This is a genomic window from Roseibium marinum, from assembly GCF_002906165.1.
Classification (GTDB): domain Bacteria; phylum Pseudomonadota; class Alphaproteobacteria; order Rhizobiales; family Stappiaceae; genus Roseibium; species Roseibium marinum.
The window spans coordinates 102688-120000 of record NZ_PPCN01000006.1 but is presented as its reverse complement, the minus strand read 5'-3'; the positions used below and the strand labels follow the sequence as shown (position 1 = coordinate 120000).

Sequence of the window (17313 nt, the reverse complement as noted above, 5' to 3'; positions counted from 1 at the left end):
GTCATGATCAGACCGCTTGACCTGATGGAGCCCGAGGAAACCGTCGGCAATCTCTGGCACGACTGGGCAAGCCGGATGGCCTCAACCGAAGGCTATCTGGACTGTGCGGTTCCCCTGGAGGCGGTCCGTGTCAGCCTGGCGGTGCTGTTTCGCGCCCTTGGCGGCGCGGGCGGCGTCGAAATCGGCGCGGCGGCGGCAACGGCCTCGCGCCATCGCCGCGGCGTGTTGCGCACTATCGGCGACACCCGGCAACTGGAACATCTGGCCAGCTTCGACGGGGAACGCCTGCGGCTGCCGCCGGTGATGGATGTGTTTCCGGCGGCCGATCTCAACCGCGCCGCCTATCTGTGGCTGGCCGCGATGGCGGCCTGCGGCGACACGCTGACGGCATCGGAACCTTCAATCGATCCGCTTGCGGAGGATCTACGGCATCTCGTGGCGATGCAGGCAGTGACGGCACGTGTGCTTGAGGCCTGTCCGGGACTGGAGAGCCTCCATGAAGCGTTGCGCGCCCATCTTGTGGAAACGCGCGCATCCCACGCCCATGGCAGCACCGAGGCCCTGGTCGAGGAACTGACGCGATGGCATCTCGGCGATCCGGCGCCGCCTGGCGCGCCCGCTTGCGATCTGATGCACAGGTATCGGGCCGGAACGCTGCAAGCACCGCGCGGCTATGCACCGCCCGCGCCGGTGCCGATCTGGTTGCGGCTGGAGCGTGCGGCGCCCGGCAAGGCGGCCGCCGATCCGGAGGCCGGAACGGCCCCGCCGGGCCTGGCGACGACGACCCGGAAAGTCGGCAAGCGTGAGGATCGCGAGGAAGCCAACCGCAAGGACAGCTTCATCATCCACCGTTTCGAGGCGATCCTGAGCTGGGTGGAGAGCATGAACCTCAACCGCTCGGTCGACGATGACGATCAGGACAATGCCAAAAAGGCCGCCGAGGATCAGGACCACATCACCCTGTCGCAAAACAACAGGCGCGCCGCGACCCGGTTGCGACTGCATCTGGACCTCGCACCACAGGACGCCGATCACGAACGCCTGTCGGAGCACAGCACCTATCCGGAATGGAACCACCGTGCCCGCGCCTATCTGCCCGATCATTGCCGCGTGCTGGAAGTGGAAGCCAAGGCGGACGCGGAGCAGGGCATCGTTGCCGATCCGCGTCTGGTGACGCGCGTTCGGCGGCAGTTCGAGACCTTGCATCCGCGCCGTATCCTGCGCCCGCGCCAGATCGAGGGCGCGGAACTGGATCTCGATGCACTGATCGCCGCCCAGGTCTCGTTGCGGGCCACAGGCGCCGGAAGCGACCGGATCTATCAGAGCCTGCGGGTGACCGAACGCGATCTCAGTGTCGCCGTGCTGATGGATTGCTCGCGCTCCACGGAAGCCGTCATCGGCGAGCGTTCGGTGATCGACACGGCGCGCGAGGCACTCGTGGCGTTCGCCGGCGGCATCGATGCGGCGGGGGACCGCTTCGGCATCTGGGGCTTTTCGTCGCTGCGCCGCGACCGGGTGTTCCTGACGCGCTGCAAGCATTTCGACGCACCCATGTCGGCAGCGGTCACGGCCCGCATCGGCAGTCTGCGGCCGGGGCATTACACCCGGCTGGGCGCGGCGGTCCGCCATGTCTCGGCGCAGCTGGCGAAGGAAACCGCGACCCGCAAGCTGTTGCTGGTGCTGACCGACGGCAAACCCAACGACCTCGATCACTATGAAGGCGTCTACGGGATCGAGGACAGCCGCATGGCCGTGCGCGAAGCGCGCATGCAGGGGCAGGCGGCGCACGCCATCATCATCGACGCCGATGGCCAGGACTGGTTCGCGCGGATCTTCAACCGGGCCGGTTTCACCCTTTTACCGGATCCGGCGCGCCTGACCCGCGCGCTTCCCGACATCTATCGTTCGCTGATACAGGAGACCTGATATGCGCATCTTTTCCGTTTTTGCCGCCCTGGGGACATCGCTGGCGGTTCCGGTCCAGGCCCTTGCCGCCGGCGTTCAGAGGCCGATCCCCAATCCGCAATCGGCAACCGCCGAATTCTGGTTCTTTACGGCTTCGATCGGACTTCTGCTCGCGCTCGCCGCGGTCCACTGGCTGGTCGCCCGGCGATGAACCCGCTTCCCGGCCGGAAACCGTGGCCAGGCTGGAAACTGCTTGTGGGGCTCTATCCGTTCGGTGCGGGCGCCGCCGCCGTCAATCTGTTCTTCGCCTCGCTGATCTTCAGCTGGATCGGCTGGCGGGTGTTGACGCCCCATGAGGCCATTGCCGGCGGGCTGGTGCTTGGCCTGCCCGCCACCTGGGCCTTCGCGCGGCACATAAGGGGCCTGATGGACAAGGCCGAACCAAGCGAGTGAGCGGGCTGGAAGGGTTTGTCCGGACGGGAAGCCTGCCTTGAATTCGCGCGCGCGGTATTTCACATCTCCACGCCATCAAATATGCGGCCGATCCAATCCAGAAATACCCTGACACGAGGGGAAAGCTGGCGGTTCTGCGGATAAAATGCAGCCAGGGCCAAGGGTGGAGGCGGGGCTCCGGGCAATACTTCCACCAATCGACCAGCGGCAAGATCTTCCATAAAGCGATATCTGGGCGCTTGAACCAGCCCGAAGCCTTGCCGGGCCAGATGATGAACGGTGTCGGCATCGTTGGCGATCACCGTCGCGGGCAGAGTGACTTCTTCATAGCCGTCACCACGCCGGAACTCCAACGGAAGGGCCGCGCCGGTGCGCGAGGACAAGAAGCCGACCATGCGATGACCCGCGAGGTCCCCGACCGATGACGGGGTTCCATGACGTTCGAGATAGTCCGGGCTGGCGCAGGTGATTTCAGGGATGCTTGCCAGTTTGCGCATGATCATGCCGCTGTCGTCGGGGTCTCCGGCCCGGATGACACAATCGACGCCTTCCCGGACCAGATCCACCAGCCGCTCGGTCTGGCCCAGCTGCAGGGTGATCCTGGGGTATTTTTCGAAAAACCCGGACAGATGCGGCAGGAGAAAAACGCGGGTCAGCGTTCCAGGGGCATCGACCCGCAATACGCCGGAGGGTTCGTGTCCCCTGAGAGCACCCTCGGCCTCCTCCAGATCTGCCAGGATCGCCACACAGCGCCGGTAATAGGCATCGCCATCGGGGGTGGGAGCGACATGCCGTGTCGTTCGTTCCAGCAGCCTGCTGCCGAGATTTTTCTCCAGACGCTGGACAGCTTCCGTTGCAGTCGATCTGGGAACATTCAGATCGGCGGCGGCTTTGGAGAAGCTGCCGCGTTCCACCACCCGAACGAACAGGCGCATTGTTTCGAGGCGATCGATCATTTGTTCGTAATATCCGAATTATGTTTCCAAAAATAGACAGATTATTCGCTGGATATTTATCACTAGGTTCTCTCTCAGCAAGAAGGAGACCGGTATGACACAGGAACTCAAGACAGCCATCGTGACAGGTGGCAGCAAAGGCATCGGCGCGGCTATCGCGCTTCGCCTCGCGCGGGACGGCCACGCGGTCGTGGTGAATTACGCGCGTGACGAGATCAGCGCCAATCGGGTTGTCGCTGCGATTGAAGGCGCGGGCGGCAAGGCGCTGGCCGTAAAAGGGGATGTCGCGGAGCCGCAGTGCCTGACAGATCTGTTCGATGCTGCGGAAAAGGCTTTCAGCCCGGTGTCGGTCCTTGTGAACAACGCCGGCATCATGCGCGTCGGGCCGGTCGGCGCTGTTTCCGACGCCGATTTCGACGCTCAGTGCGCCGTGAATATCGGCGGAACTTTTCGGGGTCTGCGCGAAGCTTCAAATCGACTGGCGGACAATGGAACAATCGTCAGCCTGTCATCGAGCGTCGTCGGCCTTTATCAACCGGCATATGGCGTCTACGCCGCGACGAAGGCCGCCGTGGAAGCAATGACCCATGTGCTGGCAAAGGAACTCGGCGCGCGCGGCATCACCGTCAATTGCGTCGCGCCGGGTCCCGTCGAAACCGAATTTTTCATGGCCGGAAAACCGGATGCCGTCGTCGAAAAAATCCGGCAGATGAACCCGTTCAATCGCCTCGGGACACCTGAAGACATCGCATCCGCGGTCGCCTTCCTGACCGGCCCTGACGGACGCTGGATCAGCGGCCAGACACTTCGTGCCAATGGCGGCGTGATCTGACACCCCTCCCTGAAAGGAAAAACCGTGCCTTTTGCGAACTACAAACTCCCGCAGGATTCGCTTACGAGCGCCCAGAAGGAAGATCTGATCCACAAGACAACCGAGTTGATGGTCGGCTTTTTCGGCGAAACCGTGCGGCCCACGACCATGGTTCTGGTCGAAGAAATCAAGGACGGCGGATATGGCCGCGCGGACGAGGTGTTCGTGATGCCGGATGACTGACCGTGTCAGGGAATAATGCTTTCGATCCAACGGGTGTTCACAGCGCTGGTTCCGCGTCGTCACTGCTCGCAGTGGCCATTTGATCTTTGTGATCCATCACCACAAGGGGATCGAACACCTTTGCGAGGAAGGTCCGGCGGTTTCGGCTGCCGGGCCTTTTTGGTTCCGGGTCAGGTCGATTGAAGGTCCGCCGGCTCAGGAAACCCTGCCATGCTCCGCCAGGAAATCCAGAAGGGCCCGGACACGGGAGGGCAAAGGGCCGCCCTGACCGATGTGGATGGCATGAAAGGCTTCCCGGTCACCGGGATTGAGACGATCGAGTACCGGGACGAGACGGCCGGCGGCAATGTCGTCGCGGACCGTAAAGGCGGCCAGCCTGGCGAGCCCGTTTCCGGTCAGGGCGAGACGGCGGAGGGCTTCGCCGTCGCTTGCCTGCACCCGGCCGGCAACCGGCAGGACTATGGTCCCGCTCTTTTCCTTCAGCGGCCAGCCGTCCACCGTTCTGACATAACGGAATCCCAGCCGGGGATGCTTCTCGAGATCTTCAACGCTGGCCGGGGCTCCGAAACGCTCGAGATAGGCGGGAGAGCCGACGATGACCATGGCGGTCTCGCCGAGTTTGCGGGCGACGAGGCTTGAACTCTTCATCGGACCGGCGCGCACCGCCACATCCGTCCGCTCCGTCAGAAGGTCGACGATCCTGTCCGTCTGGACGAGATCGAGCGTGATGCCGGGATGGAGTTCCAGAAACATCGGCAGGACCGGCGCCAGGATATGGGCCGCATAGGAGGCGCTGGTGTTGAGGCGGATGCGCCCGACAGGCTCTTCCCCGGCACGCGCGCCGCGTTCCGCGTCCTCAATGTCCGCGAGGATGCCTGTGGACCGTTCATAAAACGCACACCCCTCGGGAGTGAGCTGAAGGGCGCGAGTCGAACGATTGACGAGCCGCACACCCAACCGGGTTTCCAGGCGCGAGACAAGTTTGCTGACGGCGGACGGTGTCATAAGGCAGGTGCGGGCGGCGGCTGAAAAGCCCCCTTGTTCGACCACTTGCACGAAGACTTCCATTTCTCCGGACCGATTGACTTCAGAGCGTGCCATGTGTCCTTCAATTCATAGATGATGTTCTTGGCGGCACCCTAAATCAACGATGGGTCTGCGTCTATCTTTCCACCAACGCGACAACCGAAAGGAACATCCGATGGAATACCGCACGCTCGGCCGATCCGGTCTGAAAGTCCCTGTCCTCAGTTTCGGCACCGGCACCTTTGGCGGATCAGGACCCTTGTTTGGCGCCTGGGGGAATACAGGCGTCAAGGAAGCCTGCCGCCTTGTCGACATCTGTCTCGAAGCGGGGGTCAACCTCTTCGACACCGCCGACGTCTATTCCGGCGGCGCGTCGGAAGAAGTCCTGGGCGCGGCGGTCAAGGGGCGGCGGGACAGGGTGCTTATCTCGACAAAGGCAGGCCTGCCGATGGGGGACGGACCCAATGACGCAGGATCGTCGCGGCTGCGGTTGATCCGGTCGGTGGAAGACGCGCTGAAGCGGCTCGGCACCGATCATATCGACATCTTCCAGCTTCATGCTTTCGACGCTTTCACGCCGGTGGAGGAGGTGCTTGCCACGCTGGACACACTCGTTCGGGACGGCAAGATCCGCTATGCAGGCGTCTCCAACTTTTCCGGCTGGCAGATCATGAAGTCGCTGGCGGTCGCGGAGAAAAACGGCTGGCCGCGATACGTCGCCAACCAGGTCTATTATTCGCTGGTCGGCCGCGACTACGAATGGGACCTGATGCCGCTCGGTGCCGACCAGGGGATCGGAGCGCTCGTCTGGAGCCCGCTCGGCTGGGGACGGCTGACCGGCAAGATCAGGCGGGGCGCGTCATTGCCTGAGGGAAGCCGTCTGCACGAGACGGCCGGCTTCGGTCCGCCTGTGGACGACGACCATCTTTTCAAGGTGGTGGATGTGCTGGAAGAGGTGAGCCGCGAGACCGGAAAAACCGTGCCCCAGGTCGCGCTCAACTGGCTTTTGCAGCGTCCGACGGTCTCCTCTGTCATCATGGGCGCGCGCAACGAGGACCAGCTTCGCCAGAATCTTGGCGCTGTAGGCTGGTCCCTCTCGGGTGAGCAGATCGGCAGGCTGGACGCTGCCAGCGCGGTAACGGCGCCTTATCCGCATTTCCCGTACCGGCGGCAGGAAGGCTTTGCCCTGTTGAATCCGCCTCTGGCCGGGTAGGCACACACATAAACGCTTCAGCTGGATCGGGCGGTGGCGCCTTCCGCCGCCATCGGCCCCGACTTCGTTCCGATGCTGTAGCGTGTGCCGTTTTCGTCTGAGGAAACTTCCACCTGGGCGCCAAGCTGGGTGGCGAGGGTGGAGATGAGCTTTACACCGAGGGATCCGCGCTCCGCGAGCCCGGCGAAACCGACGCCGTCGTCGGAGACCTCCAGCGACCAGGCCTTGTCGGTTCCCTGCATGCTGACTTCGATCACGCCGCCGGGCCTGCCGGTGAAAGCGTGCTTATAGGCATTGGTCACCAGTTCGTTGATCAGGAGGCCGACAACAATGGTGCTGTCCCGTTCCCAGGTGAAGTTGGCGATTTGCGTCCGGATGGAAATGCCTTTGTCGACAGGGGCCGATTTTTCGAGGTTGCCGCACAGCTCCGCCAGATAGGCAGGCAGGTGGACCGTTCCGGTGTATTGTTCACCACGGTACAGAAAGGAGTTTACAGTCGCGTAGCTCTCTACCCGGCCAAGCGCGGCCTGGAGCGCGTACATGATCGTCTCGTCCTCCGCATGTTCGCGCATCTGGAAGCGCAGCAGGCTTGCGACGGAAGCAAAGTTGTTCTGGACGCGGTGCTCGATTTCCCTCAACAGCATTTCCCGGTCGGCAAGGGCCTGCCACATGGTGCGCCGGAAGAGTTCAGCCAGAGCCACCACGAAGAAGGCCGCCAGGATATTCACGATGACCCGCGGACCGTCGCTGGGAACCTCGAATGCCAAGCTGCCATGGAGCGGGAGAACGTAGTACCAGGCGTAGAGCGAGGAGAGTACGGCCGTCAGCAATCCGGACTGCCATTTGCCGAACAGGGTCGCCAGCAGCACGAAGGGAACCATCAGGGCAAAGGGCCCGGCGCCGCTCCAAAGAAGATCGAGCAACCATCGCAAGCTGATACCCGACACGGTGCATAACAGCGCGAACAGGACCTGGACCAACACAGGTGAAAGCGATGGAAACGCGGTTTCGATGTTGTAGGTCGCGAGGGAGCGGCCACTCCCGAAAAATTTGCTGAATGGCTTGCGCACGCCTGCCTGTAGATCGCGCAAAGACGCGGCTATCATCTTGTAACTCCAAGCGGGCTCCAATCGTGAAGCCTCATTCCTAAGCCAATTATCAGACTGCGAAAGGGCCGCAATAACAAAAGATATGCCGGAACGACAAAAAGGCGAAAAATCGCGGCGAACCGGCTTTTTGTCCTGATGTACACGCGGAAGTTGCGGAGGGGCTGCTGCCAGGTCCCTCTATTCTTCTGATTTTTCGGCTTTTTCAGCGACGTCTTGCGGCCACACCATAGTTCTCGCCGAGGAAATCAAGGACGGTGGGTATGACCGCCGGACGAGGTGTTTGTGATGCCGGATGATTGCCGCGTCAGGAAATAATGCCTTCGATCCAACGGGCAACGACAACGCCGGTTCCGCGTTTGTTGTTGCCCTCAACCGTTCAGGAGAAGCCAGATTTCGCGTTGTTCGAGCCCCATGAGGGCGCAGAAGACACCCGGTCCCATCGTGTAATCGGTCGCCGTGAAGGTTCCATCTGAAAATTCGATACCGGCCAATCCGATGCCACAGTCCGGCCGCATGGTAAGCGGGTCGATCGGATCCTCGGCGGGCACGCCGCCCACGACGGCAATAAGCTGACGCCCGTTTTCGCTATAGAATTGCGGCCTGCCTTCGGCATCGCGCATGAACCGGCAGGGCGGCGGCAGGGACAGGTCCACGTCACCCGAGACCTGCCCGTTTTCGAAATGAAGCCGGCAAGTTTCACCCGGTGCTGAAAGCGACAGGTCGAAACCGTTGAAAGCGGCCTTTTCAACCCTTTCCGGGTCTTCCGGTTTCACCGGCTGCTCGCCTTGCTGCGCCGGGGAGAGGTAAAAAAGTCCACCCCCCAGAAGCACCACCGCCAAACCCGCTATGAGAAGGAACCGGTTCATAGTTGCCAGAACACCACACGTTCGGATCTTCGGAAATAGTCCGGATCGCCGCGCCGAACGATTGTGCCGTTCCACAGATCGATATGATCGCCCTGATTGCCCGTCCCCCAGAAATTGATGAACGCGGCGAGGCCGACCTGATTTGCAAAGGTCGCGCTGGTGACGGACCGGTGGGTCGTCGGAGTGCCGAGCACGGTCGTCTGACCTTGAAGCCAGCTTATCAGTTCTTCCACGCGCAAAATATGTTCGTGGCCATGTCCGTGCCAGCAATAAGCGCCGTTATAGCTGGTCATCGGTATGCCGGATCTGTCAAGCGTCAGCCCCATGCGTATGGCGCACTGGTTCTCGTAACTGGAGGATCCGTTTGACTGGCACGGTTCGTTATTGCCACGAGTCGTCGGGTGGTTTTGCCAAAGGGTTTCGAAAAGAGAGTGTATGCACTTGATCTTGAAGGTAACAGTGAAGGTCGCTGTTACGCTGCCCTCGGACACGGTCACGGTCTGGGTAAAAGTCTTTTCAACGAAACTGTGGCGCGGAGCCGTGAAGGTGAAGGTACTGCTGCCGACATCGTTGCAGAAGAAATCGCGTTCGGTGATCGTGATATTCACGGTCTGGCTGCTTCCGGCCGCCGCCGGGGCCCTTGAATCGTTCAGCAACACCCAGCGCATCGGAGGCTTCCATGTCCTCCCCGGCGAGAGGGTGAAATCCCGTTGGGTCACGGTGCCATTGACCTTGAAACCGGCGCGAAGCTCTTTTCCAAGGTCGCCTCCAGCATAGGCGATGCTGACTATTTCTATTCTGAGCGTCAAAATACCGCTCCTGTCTGTTGGAATTTAAAAAGTGTTGGCTCAAGCAAGAATAAAATTTAAGGGGAGCGCCCGGGTCCGGTTGCGCGCCAATATATGCAACGCAGGATGACACAGCAGGTCGGGGACGCGCAAGAGCTGCATATTCGAAACTTGTTCCGGAACTGTTATTGCGCTTGCCGGATACGCCCTCATTCTTCAGGACATGGTGTCCTGCAAGGCCCGCGCGCCCATCAAGTGTTGGAGCATCGAGCGCTCGAATGAACGCACGATGCTCATTTATGGGGGCCGGATTCTAGGACTTTGAGAAGAAGCCGGTGACGGCGTCGATGATCATCTCATGCTTGGCGGCGCGCGGCGCGCCGCCGTTCTCGCAGATTATTTCATCCCCCGGTTCCTCTTTCGCGAGGAGCTCGAACCCTCCGGGTTTGCAGATCCCGAGGAAATCGAAGTGCGACAGGGTTTCAGGTTCGATGTACCGGGTCTTGCCGGACGGCAGGGATGCGATCAGGGCACGGGATTCGATGTCGAGGGTTAGGCCGGAATTCATGATCGGCGCCCCGAAGATCAGCATGGGCCGGTCGATCCGGGCAAGGCTGGCGTCGGAAAAGCTCTGCGTTCCGCCGAGATCGAAAACCGCGAAGGCTCTGATGCGGGGATCGGACAGGTCCGCTTCCATTTGGGTGCGGTCCTGATCCGTTTGCGCGATTTTCCAGCCGCCAAGAATACCGCAGACCAGCTCGTCCGGCGTTGTGCCGCAGAACCGTTTCAGCCGCGCCGCGTCGTAGCGGCCGCCCGCCAGGGCGACGGCGGTGAACCCGCCCAGCGAATGGCCGGCCATGAAAATCCTGTCCGGATCAACGAGAAGCGCAAGGTCCGGGGAGGTGAGTATGTGGTCGATGACCCGGGAGATGTCCTTCGGCCGTTCCCACAGTTGGCGCGTCAGGTCCGGATCGCGCGACCAGGTGGAGGTGCCGGGGTGGCTGATCGCGGCCACAACATAGCCGCGCCGGGCCAGGGCACCGGCAAGCCAGGCCTGATTGTAGGCATTGCCGAACATCCCGTGCGACAGGACGACAAGCGGGAAAGGGCCTTTTGCGGGATCCGCGTCTTTCACCACCCGCGTCCCGGCCCAGACCTTGCTGTCGAAGTCGTAGGTCAGCGGTTCGGCCGCATCCGTGGGGTACCAGAGAAAACCCTCGAGATCGCGGGCGCCGGCAGGGTCGGGGTCTGGGTCGGCGATTTCCAGGACGCTCATGGCCGCTTGATAGGACTGCGCCTGCGCCGAGGCGGTAAAGGCCGTAAAAATCGCGGCAAGAAGGAATGCTATGCGTTTCATTGTAAGCACCGATACTGGTTTCAGGTGATATCGAAGCTGGGCGGCAAACCAATTTGAATCAACGGGTTGGGCCGTCTATACCTGTCCTTCATCCTGATCGAGGACAGGTCCCGACAGAAAGAGGACAGATGGACGACCCTGCGCTGGTCAGTTTTCCACTGCCGATGCTCACCGCACTGTTGTGCAGCGTGCTGGCCCTACTGGTCTGGCGGCTGGAACTGGGGCCCGTCCGGGCCAACGCCTTGTTCTCGGCCTTCTTCGCACTGGGCGCCGTTTCCGCCTATTTCGTCGCCCTGCGGTTCGGCTACGGCTTCGACGCTCTGATCCCGCTGCAACGCACCTTGCCGCTGTTTGTGGCGCCCTTGCTGTATCTGGGCTTTGCCTCGATGACGGTTGAGAAACGCGATCTCGCCAGGAGCATCCTGTTTCACCTCGGTGCGCCTTTCATTGCGATGGGCTTGTTCTGGCTCCTTGCCGAAGACCTGAGGGCTCTCGACTGGCTGATCAGCGCCAGCTATGCGGTCTACGCTCTCGCCCTTTACCTGTTGTGGCGAAAAGGCCCGGACGCATTGATTTTCGCGCGCGTCGACATGACCCGCAGCTTGTCCAACTGGATCCTGCGCGGCATCGGGTTTCTGATTTTCCTGCTGCTTCTGGACACCGCGATCGCGGTTGATTTCGCGGTCAATCGGGGCAGCAACGTCGCCAGGCTGATCTCCTATGGCACCGTTCCGCTGATCCTGCTGCTGCTTGCGGCCCTCGTCACCCTGCCGTTGATGTTCTCCCGGTCGCGCGCGGCGGCGCAGGCGATGCCGGCACCCGAGCCCGAGGACGCGGAGGTCGAGGCGAGATTGCGGACACTGATGGATGAGCAGCAGTTGTTCCTGGACCCTGACCTGACCGTTCAACGGCTTGCCAGGCGTCTTCACCTGCCGGCGCGCAGCCTGTCCGCCGCGATCAACAGAACGCAGGGGTCCAACGTTTCGCAGTATGTGAATACGTTCCGGCTGGCGCATGCGGCCCGGCTGCTGGTTGAGGCCGATGACAGCGTTACAAGGATCGCGGTGCAATCGGGGTTCATGACGCGATCGAACTTCTATCGCGAGTTCCAGCGGGTCTATGGCCAATCGCCCACCGAATACCGGCTGTCCGCCAGACCGGAAAGGGAAGCGGATCGCGCCGGGCCGGAGCAGGCATGATGCCGGTTCCCGATCGTTTCAACGCAGTTGCGGTGGCGTCTTGCCGGAATGCCGTGCGGCCATTGAAATCAACGGTAATTTCATATCTGTCGTGCCATCAATTCCCGCCAGTCCCGGTCCGCAAGTCGATCGGAACGTCCGGATTTACATTTTTCTGGCATGGCAGTTCCCTGGGGGCTACCGTGACGGAACCGCAACTGTGAGTGTGGACGCATCTTCATTTATCAGGATATTTCCATGAAATTCAAAGCCTTGATTCTTGCCTTCGCGACCGCGGCGACACCCGCCTTCGCCGAAGACGCACTGCTTTCCGAGACACTGGAATTCACTGCCGAGATCTTCTATCTCGACACGGCTGTGCCGGGAGTGGTCATTGCCGCCGTACGCAACGGGGAGACCGCGGTTTTCGGTGTCGGCGAGACCAGCAAGGACAGCGGTGTTGCGCCTGACGGGGATACGGCGATCGGCGTCGGCTCCATCACCAAGTCGTTCACGGGCCTCACCCTTGCGAACCTTGCCGCCGAGGGCACTGTCGCGCTGACCGACCCGGCCGGTCCGCTGGTCGATCTCGTCGAGAGGCTGCCGGAGCGCGATGGTCACCAGATCCGCCTCGTCGACCTTGCCACCCATTCCAGCGGCCTGCCCCGCGAACTGGAGCAGGTCCCGGACGTCGAGAAATACAGCGATGCCTCGTTCAAGGCCAACCTGAAAGATGGCGGACTGCTGTTCGCGCCCGGCACCGGGCTGCTTTATTCCAACATCGGTTTCGACGTGCTGGCGATGGCCCTGTCGGGTGCGGCCGACAAGCCCTACGAGGCGCTTCTGAAGGAGAAGGTGCTTGATCCGATCGGACTGACCGCGACGGGCTATGCCAAGCCGACCAGCGGCACCGTTCTGACCGGCTATGACTGGAACGGCAACGAGATGGACCCGGGCGAACCGATCCCCAACAGATCGGGCGCGTCCCAGCTCTACACCACGGCCAATGACATGCTGCGCTACCTGGAATGGAACCTCGACCGCTTCGGCGGCGAGGGTATGGAAGCGCGGGCGATAAGCCATGCGGCCTGGGTGATGCGCGACGGGATGGACCCGGTCTACGGCCTGGACGAATCCGGCCATATGAATGCCATGGGTCTTGGCTGGGTCATCATGATGCCCGAAGGCGACCGTCCGCTGATCATCCAGAAGGCCGGCGGCAGCCACGGAGTGTTCAGCTACCTGGCGTTCGCCCCGAGCCGGGGCGTCGGCATCTTCATGTCGATCAACCAGTTCAACTTTTCCGCCAGCATGGAAATGGCCAATGTCGTCAACGACCTGATCGCCGTTTTGGCGCCACGCTAAGGCAGGCTGCCTGTCAGGGCGTGTGAAAGGTGCTTTCTCAGGACGGGATCCGTATCCTGTTCAGGAACGGAGCTTGCGTTTGCACCATGTCTTCCCCTTTACGGGAAGGATGTCCATGAACAGACTGAGGGGGACGTGGCGCGGTGCATTCCGCGAAAGCCTCGTCATTCCGAGAGGCTGACGTCCCCTTCTCTCCTGTCGAAGACGTTTCTCCCCCAAAGGGAAGACGCAAACAAACCGGGAGATCCGGGCTTAAAGAAAAGGCCGGCGCCGGTTTGTTCCGACCCGGGAAAACGAGCGTTCATATCCGGACCGTGTCCAGATAGGCGTTGCACATGACCACGAGCTGGCGGCGTAATTCTTCCGCCTTGTCCGGGGACAGATTACGCTCGAAGGCGTTACGCACCGTGCCGAAGATGACCGTGACAAGCGTCAGGTTCGTCGACTCCAGATTTTCCAGAGCCGCATCCGGCGCGCTGGCGAGCATGGCGGTGGTCGCGATGTTGACGCGCGCGGCGAAGGCCTCGACGAGTGAATCATTGTCCATTTCCACTACCGAGCGGTAAAGCGCGCGCGTCACATCGGCCCGTTCGGTCTTGGCGCGCCAGTAGGTGTCGACAAGGGCCTCCACCATCCGGGCGAGCGGCGCGCCGCGATGGGCCCGGCAGGTGTGCTCTATCTTTTCGGCGAGTGCCTCAAGATAGCGCTCGCTGAGGGCGTAGATCAGCGCCTGCTTGTTGGGGAAATACTGGTACATCGTGCCAACCGATACGCCGGCCCGCTCCGCCACCCGCGTGGTCGTCAGCCGGGGCAGGCCGTCGCTCAGCAAAACCTGAATGGCCGCCTCGAAAATCGCGTCCACCGTGACACGCGCGCGCTCCTGGCGCGGCCTTTTTCTGGGTTTCAGGGCAGGGGGCGTGGAAGCGGTCAAATGCGAATCCTAAACCTGAGGCATCCTTCATATATTAGGGCAGGAAGCTATTGCAAGGAAAGGACGGCTCATGGAAAAGACACGCATCGCGCTCATCACGGGGGCAAACAAGGGGATCGGTCTGGAGATCGCCCGCCAGCTCGCGGGCGCCGGGATCGATGTCATTCTGGGGGCGCGGGACACGGGCCGGGCCGAGGCAGCGGTGGCGGATCTGGCCTCCAGTGGCCTGGGCGCGCAGACAGTCCGCCTCGATCTCGACGATCCGGCGAGCATCGCGACCGCAGCGGAAGAGATCGGCGCCAGGCACGGCCGTCTCGATATCCTCGTCAACAATGCGGGCATCTTCAATTTCGCCGATGCCCCTCCCGGCCGGGCCTCCATCGAGGCGGTCCGCCGGGTGATGAACACCAATTTCATCGGCACCCTCGCCGTGACCCAGGCCATGCTGCCGCTGCTGCGCGCCGCGCCGGCCGCCCGGATCGTCAACCTGTCGAGCTCGCTCGGATCGCTGACGCTCAATGGAGATCCGGCCTCGCCGTATTACGCGGCGCAGTTCATCGGCTACAACGCCTCGAAGGCGGCGCTGAACATGCTGACCGTCGAACTTGCCGAAGAACTGCGCGGCACAAGCATCAAGGTCAATTCGGTCAGCCCCGGCTTCGTCAAGACCGACCTGACCGGCCAGGGCACCATGACGCCGGAGGAGGGCGCCAGACTGCCGGTGCAATATGCGCTTGGCGGCGAGGCGAGTGGAGGTTTTGTCGAGCCGGGTGGGGTGACGCCGTGGTGAGATGGGTTATGGCCACAGCGCCACCACGGAGAGCAGGAGCGCCATGCCCACAAGCGCCTGTACCAACGCACCCCCAGCAAGGATACGGATAACGCTTATCTCACTCTTCTCATGCTCTAGAGCATCGCGGCGCACGAGCCAGTAGTAGCTGTCGTTCGGCAGGATCGCGACGAAAGACCCCAGACAGATGGCAAAGACGGCGGCGATAGGATCCACGCCGCTGGCAACAACGATGGGTGCGGCCACAGGGGCGACAGCGGCAAAGGTTGCCATGGACGATCCTTGCGCCAGTTTGAACAAAACGGTCAGCGCAAAGAGTGCCAGAAGCGTCAGTGTTCCACTGCCGGGCGGCACAAGGCGGTCTAAAGCGACCATCCCGGTGAGCACCGCACCGAAGGCACTTGCGGCACCGATCACCAGCAACAGCGATCCCGTCCGCCGGACGGCGCTGTCCAGACAGTCCCGCCGCGCTGCAGCGGGCGTTTGCAGCAATGCCAGAATTGCCGCGGCGATCAGGGCCCCCTTCGGGAAGAGGAGAAAATCGAGCACGCCGATGCCGGTCCGGCCAACAAGGCCACCGACTGTGAGCAGGCCCGCCATGACCACGAAGGGAGCGAAAGTGACCCATAGCCGGCCGTCGCTCTTTTGATCTTCGGCATCGGTGGCGACACTGGAGACTCCGGCGGCGACATTGCCCGTCCGGGTGGCAAAGCGCCCCCACATGGCCCCTGCCGCCCAGACGGGCACCGTCAGCAGTACGCCACAGAGCAGCAGAACAATCGGTTGAACTTCGGTCGCGTTTGCCGCGCCGAGCCCCGCCGCCACAATCAAAGGCCCCGCCGGATAGAGCAGCTTGAACCCGGCATAGGCGCCGAACGCCAGGCTCAGCTTGTAGCGCCCTGCCGCCGGAGACAGCGCCGCATAGGCTGTATCGGGGCAGATCATGCCCGCACCCGCAACTGGAGATGCCAGGGCCGCTGTCCGTCCGGCAGCTTCAGAGGCCACATCCTGACGCGACAAGGCCGCTGCAAGGGTGAAAGAGGGCAGCAGGATCAGGGCGAACTCGCCCAGGGCGCGCCCGAACCCGGTGTTGAAGGCGGCGACCGTCTCTGTCGCGCCAAGCCCGCCCGCCAACCCGAGTCCGATCGAGAGGAGGACCATCCAGACCACCAGCGGCAAGTCCGGCATATGGCTGCTCAGTGTTATGGGGCGAGATAACGAAGGCTGCGCGTCAGACATCTTTGGAGACCGCCTTATGTTTGAGTTAAAGTCATGATACTTTATGATTTGAACCAGTTAAAATGAGAAAAGATGAGAAACAGCATGAGTACAACTCATGAAGGTCTGCCGCTGAGATCCCTTCAGGTGTTCGAAGCGGCAGCCCGTTGCGGTGGCTTCACGGCGGCGGGAGAAGAGCTAGGCATCACCCAGAGCGGCGTGTCGCGGCAAGTCTCCGACCTTGAGGCCACATTGGGCATTCCGCTGTTTGTGCGCAAAGGCGCAAGGCTGACGGTGACTCCGGCGGGCGAGCGTCTGGCAGGTCAACTGGCGGACACGTTCGCCCGCATGTGGAGCGCGGTTGCGGAGGCCAGACGTTCTGAACAGGTCGTCACGATATCGATGCTCCCCTCTGTCGCGACTCGCTGGTTCGCACCACGCCTGGGCCGGTTCATGGCCAGCTACCCCGATATAGATCTGCGCATCACCGCGTCACGCCACCTGGTGGATTTTTCCGCCGAAGGGGTCGACGCAGCGCTGCGATACAGTCCAATGCCATCAGCCGGCCTGGAGGCTGTCAAACTCGGGACCGAGACCGTCCGCCCGGTTTGCTCCCCGGAATACGCCCGCGCCCTAGGTTTGCACGCCCCGGATGACCTCTATCGCGCCACTCTCCTTTACGGTGACATCCCCGAGGACTGGTCCGCCTGGTTCGCGGCAGCGGGATGCGGGCAGTCTCCTCCCACGGGTCCGCGCCTCGGGGATGATGGCGCCATTCTGCAGGCGGCTCTCGATCATCAGGGTGTGGCGCTCGGGCGCTCGCTCCTCGTGGCCGACGACATCGCGGCCGGGCGGTTGGTCGCGCCCTTCCCGGTTTCACTGCAAGCAAGCCACGCCTACTGGTTCGTGCGCCCCAACGGCCATGCGACTTCAAAAGCGATAGAGGCCGTGCGGCTGTGGCTTGCCGATCAGTTCGGCAAGGCAGAATAGCAAGCTGCCATCGATGGAGGATTAGCGAACGCCCATTTAGTCCGCTCAGCTTCCGTTGGCTCACCTTAAAACAATTGTGCGCTCCTCACCAAAACCGGACCATCACTCACTGAC

General features: G+C 62.2%; 18 protein-coding genes. 10 read left to right on the top strand and 8 right to left on the bottom strand.

What is annotated here, in order from left to right:
• Positions 1 to 3: 3 nt before the first annotated feature.
• From CLV41_RS14955 to CLV41_RS14945, 3 genes are read left to right on the top strand one after another with little or no spacing between them, the layout of a single operon-like run.
• Entirely contained in the window at positions 4 to 1926 is a 1923-nt protein-coding gene (locus CLV41_RS14955; RefSeq protein WP_103223220.1) for a nitric oxide reductase activation protein NorD, read from the top strand.
• Position 1927: 1 nt separating this feature from the next.
• On the top strand, positions 1928 to 2116 hold the full coding sequence (locus CLV41_RS14950; protein WP_103223219.1) for a hypothetical protein: 189 nt from the start codon (positions 1928 to 1930) through the stop codon (positions 2114 to 2116).
• Positions 2113 to 2358: an NnrT protein gene (locus CLV41_RS14945; RefSeq protein WP_103223218.1), complete on the top strand. Its 246-nt coding sequence runs from the start codon at positions 2113 to 2115 to the stop codon at positions 2356 to 2358. The genes CLV41_RS14950 and CLV41_RS14945 overlap by 4 nt, the downstream gene beginning before the upstream one ends.
• A 59-nt stretch (positions 2359 to 2417) precedes the next feature.
• On the opposite strand, the gene CLV41_RS14940 is transcribed toward CLV41_RS14945, so the two are convergent.
• Complete coding sequence (locus tag CLV41_RS14940) at positions 2418 to 3311, bottom strand: LysR family transcriptional regulator (protein WP_103223358.1); 894 nt, start codon at positions 3309 to 3311, stop codon at positions 2418 to 2420.
• A gap of 97 nt (positions 3312 to 3408) precedes the next feature.
• Here CLV41_RS14940 and CLV41_RS14935 point away from each other — a divergent pair, with 97 nt between their 5' ends.
• Both CLV41_RS14935 and CLV41_RS14930 read left to right on the top strand, forming a co-directional pair.
• A complete protein-coding gene (locus CLV41_RS14935; RefSeq protein ID WP_103223217.1) occupies positions 3409 to 4146 on the top strand; it encodes an SDR family oxidoreductase in 738 nt (245 codons plus the stop codon).
• A gap of 24 nt (positions 4147 to 4170) precedes the next feature.
• Complete coding sequence (locus CLV41_RS14930; RefSeq protein WP_103223216.1) at positions 4171 to 4368, top strand: tautomerase family protein; 198 nt, start codon at positions 4171 to 4173, stop codon at positions 4366 to 4368.
• A gap of 195 nt (positions 4369 to 4563) precedes the next feature.
• On the opposite strand, the gene CLV41_RS14925 is transcribed toward CLV41_RS14930, so the two are convergent.
• A complete protein-coding gene (locus CLV41_RS14925; RefSeq protein ID WP_103223215.1) occupies positions 4564 to 5469 on the bottom strand; it encodes a LysR substrate-binding domain-containing protein in 906 nt (301 codons plus the stop codon).
• Between the two features lie 100 nt (positions 5470 to 5569).
• Between CLV41_RS14925 and CLV41_RS14920 the strand changes: the two genes are divergently transcribed.
• Positions 5570 to 6607 carry an aldo/keto reductase gene (locus CLV41_RS14920; protein WP_103223214.1) on the top strand — a complete coding sequence of 346 codons (1038 nt, stop codon included), beginning with the start codon at positions 5570 to 5572 and terminating at the stop codon, positions 6605 to 6607.
• 17 nt (positions 6608 to 6624) lie between these two features.
• On the opposite strand, the gene CLV41_RS14915 is transcribed toward CLV41_RS14920, so the two are convergent.
• The 4 genes from CLV41_RS14915 to CLV41_RS14900 all read right to left on the bottom strand — a co-directional run bounded on the left by CLV41_RS14915 (position 6625) and on the right by CLV41_RS14900 (position 10727).
• Complete coding sequence (locus CLV41_RS14915; RefSeq protein WP_103223213.1) at positions 6625 to 7713, bottom strand: sensor histidine kinase; 1089 nt, start codon at positions 7711 to 7713, stop codon at positions 6625 to 6627.
• Between the two features lie 371 nt (positions 7714 to 8084).
• On the bottom strand, positions 8085 to 8582 hold the full coding sequence (locus tag CLV41_RS14910; protein WP_103223212.1) for a hypothetical protein: 498 nt from the start codon (positions 8580 to 8582) through the stop codon (positions 8085 to 8087).
• The gene (locus CLV41_RS14905) at positions 8579 to 9391 is read right to left on the bottom strand and encodes a T6SS effector amidase Tae4 family protein (protein ID WP_146048570.1); all 813 of its coding nucleotides are present in this window, start codon (positions 9389 to 9391) and stop codon (positions 8579 to 8581) included. Before CLV41_RS14905 ends, CLV41_RS14910 begins: the two co-directional genes overlap by 4 nt.
• A gap of 292 nt (positions 9392 to 9683) precedes the next feature.
• A complete protein-coding gene (locus tag CLV41_RS14900; protein WP_208987525.1) occupies positions 9684 to 10727 on the bottom strand; it encodes an alpha/beta hydrolase family protein in 1044 nt (347 codons plus the stop codon).
• A gap of 128 nt (positions 10728 to 10855) precedes the next feature.
• Between CLV41_RS14900 and CLV41_RS14895 the strand changes: the two genes are divergently transcribed.
• Positions 10856 to 11926, top strand: coding sequence for a helix-turn-helix transcriptional regulator (locus CLV41_RS14895; protein ID WP_103223210.1), 1071 nt, complete (start codon positions 10856 to 10858; stop codon positions 11924 to 11926).
• A 237-nt stretch (positions 11927 to 12163) separates the two neighbouring features.
• Positions 12164 to 13270: a D-alanyl-D-alanine-carboxypeptidase/endopeptidase AmpH gene (gene ampH, locus CLV41_RS14890; RefSeq protein WP_103223209.1), complete on the top strand. Its 1107-nt coding sequence runs from the start codon at positions 12164 to 12166 to the stop codon at positions 13268 to 13270.
• Positions 13271 to 13571: 301 nt separating this feature from the next.
• On the opposite strand, the gene CLV41_RS14885 is transcribed toward ampH, so the two are convergent.
• Entirely contained in the window at positions 13572 to 14201 is a 630-nt protein-coding gene (locus CLV41_RS14885; protein WP_103223208.1) for a TetR/AcrR family transcriptional regulator, read from the bottom strand.
• Between the two features lie 70 nt (positions 14202 to 14271).
• Here CLV41_RS14885 and CLV41_RS14880 point away from each other — a divergent pair, with 70 nt between their 5' ends.
• On the top strand, positions 14272 to 14991 hold the full coding sequence (locus tag CLV41_RS14880) for an SDR family oxidoreductase (protein ID WP_103223207.1): 720 nt from the start codon (positions 14272 to 14274) through the stop codon (positions 14989 to 14991).
• Between the two features lie 6 nt (positions 14992 to 14997).
• On the opposite strand, the gene CLV41_RS14875 is transcribed toward CLV41_RS14880, so the two are convergent.
• Positions 14998 to 16179 carry a GntT/GntP/DsdX family permease gene (locus CLV41_RS14875; protein WP_170107203.1) on the bottom strand — a complete coding sequence of 394 codons (1182 nt, stop codon included), beginning with the start codon at positions 16177 to 16179 and terminating at the stop codon, positions 14998 to 15000.
• Positions 16180 to 16314: 135 nt separating this feature from the next.
• Here CLV41_RS14875 and CLV41_RS14870 point away from each other — a divergent pair, with 135 nt between their 5' ends.
• Positions 16315 to 17199: a LysR substrate-binding domain-containing protein gene (locus CLV41_RS14870; RefSeq protein WP_170107202.1), complete on the top strand. Its 885-nt coding sequence runs from the start codon at positions 16315 to 16317 to the stop codon at positions 17197 to 17199.
• Positions 17200 to 17313 lie beyond the last annotated feature (114 nt).

Excerpts from the sequence above, each read along its gene's own strand:
- CLV41_RS14955 (WP_103223220.1), top strand. The coding sequence starts at position 4 with ATGATCAGACCGCTTGACCTGATGGAGCCCGAGGAAACCGTCGGCAAT.
- CLV41_RS14950 (WP_103223219.1), top strand. The coding sequence starts at position 1,928 with ATGCGCATCTTTTCCGTTTTTGCCGCCCTGGGGACATCGCTGGCGGTT.
- CLV41_RS14945 (WP_103223218.1), top strand. The coding sequence starts at position 2,113 with ATGAACCCGCTTCCCGGCCGGAAACCGTGGCCAGGCTGGAAACTGCTT.
- CLV41_RS14935 (WP_103223217.1), top strand. The coding sequence starts at position 3,409 with ATGACACAGGAACTCAAGACAGCCATCGTGACAGGTGGCAGCAAAGGC.
- CLV41_RS14925 (WP_103223215.1), bottom strand. The coding sequence starts at position 5,469 with ATGGCACGCTCTGAAGTCAATCGGTCCGGAGAAATGGAAGTCTTCGTG.
- CLV41_RS14920 (WP_103223214.1), top strand. The coding sequence starts at position 5,570 with ATGGAATACCGCACGCTCGGCCGATCCGGTCTGAAAGTCCCTGTCCTC.
- CLV41_RS14915 (WP_103223213.1), bottom strand. The coding sequence starts at position 7,713 with ATGATAGCCGCGTCTTTGCGCGATCTACAGGCAGGCGTGCGCAAGCCA.
- CLV41_RS14910 (WP_103223212.1), bottom strand. The coding sequence starts at position 8,582 with ATGAACCGGTTCCTTCTCATAGCGGGTTTGGCGGTGGTGCTTCTGGGG.
- CLV41_RS14900 (WP_208987525.1), bottom strand. The coding sequence starts at position 10,727 with ATGAAACGCATAGCATTCCTTCTTGCCGCGATTTTTACGGCCTTTACC.
- CLV41_RS14895 (WP_103223210.1), top strand. The coding sequence starts at position 10,856 with ATGGACGACCCTGCGCTGGTCAGTTTTCCACTGCCGATGCTCACCGCA.
- ampH (WP_103223209.1), top strand. The coding sequence starts at position 12,164 with ATGAAATTCAAAGCCTTGATTCTTGCCTTCGCGACCGCGGCGACACCC.
- CLV41_RS14880 (WP_103223207.1), top strand. The coding sequence starts at position 14,272 with ATGGAAAAGACACGCATCGCGCTCATCACGGGGGCAAACAAGGGGATC.
- CLV41_RS14875 (WP_170107203.1), bottom strand. The coding sequence starts at position 16,179 with ATGCCGGACTTGCCGCTGGTGGTCTGGATGGTCCTCCTCTCGATCGGA.
- CLV41_RS14870 (WP_170107202.1), top strand. The coding sequence starts at position 16,315 with ATGAGTACAACTCATGAAGGTCTGCCGCTGAGATCCCTTCAGGTGTTC.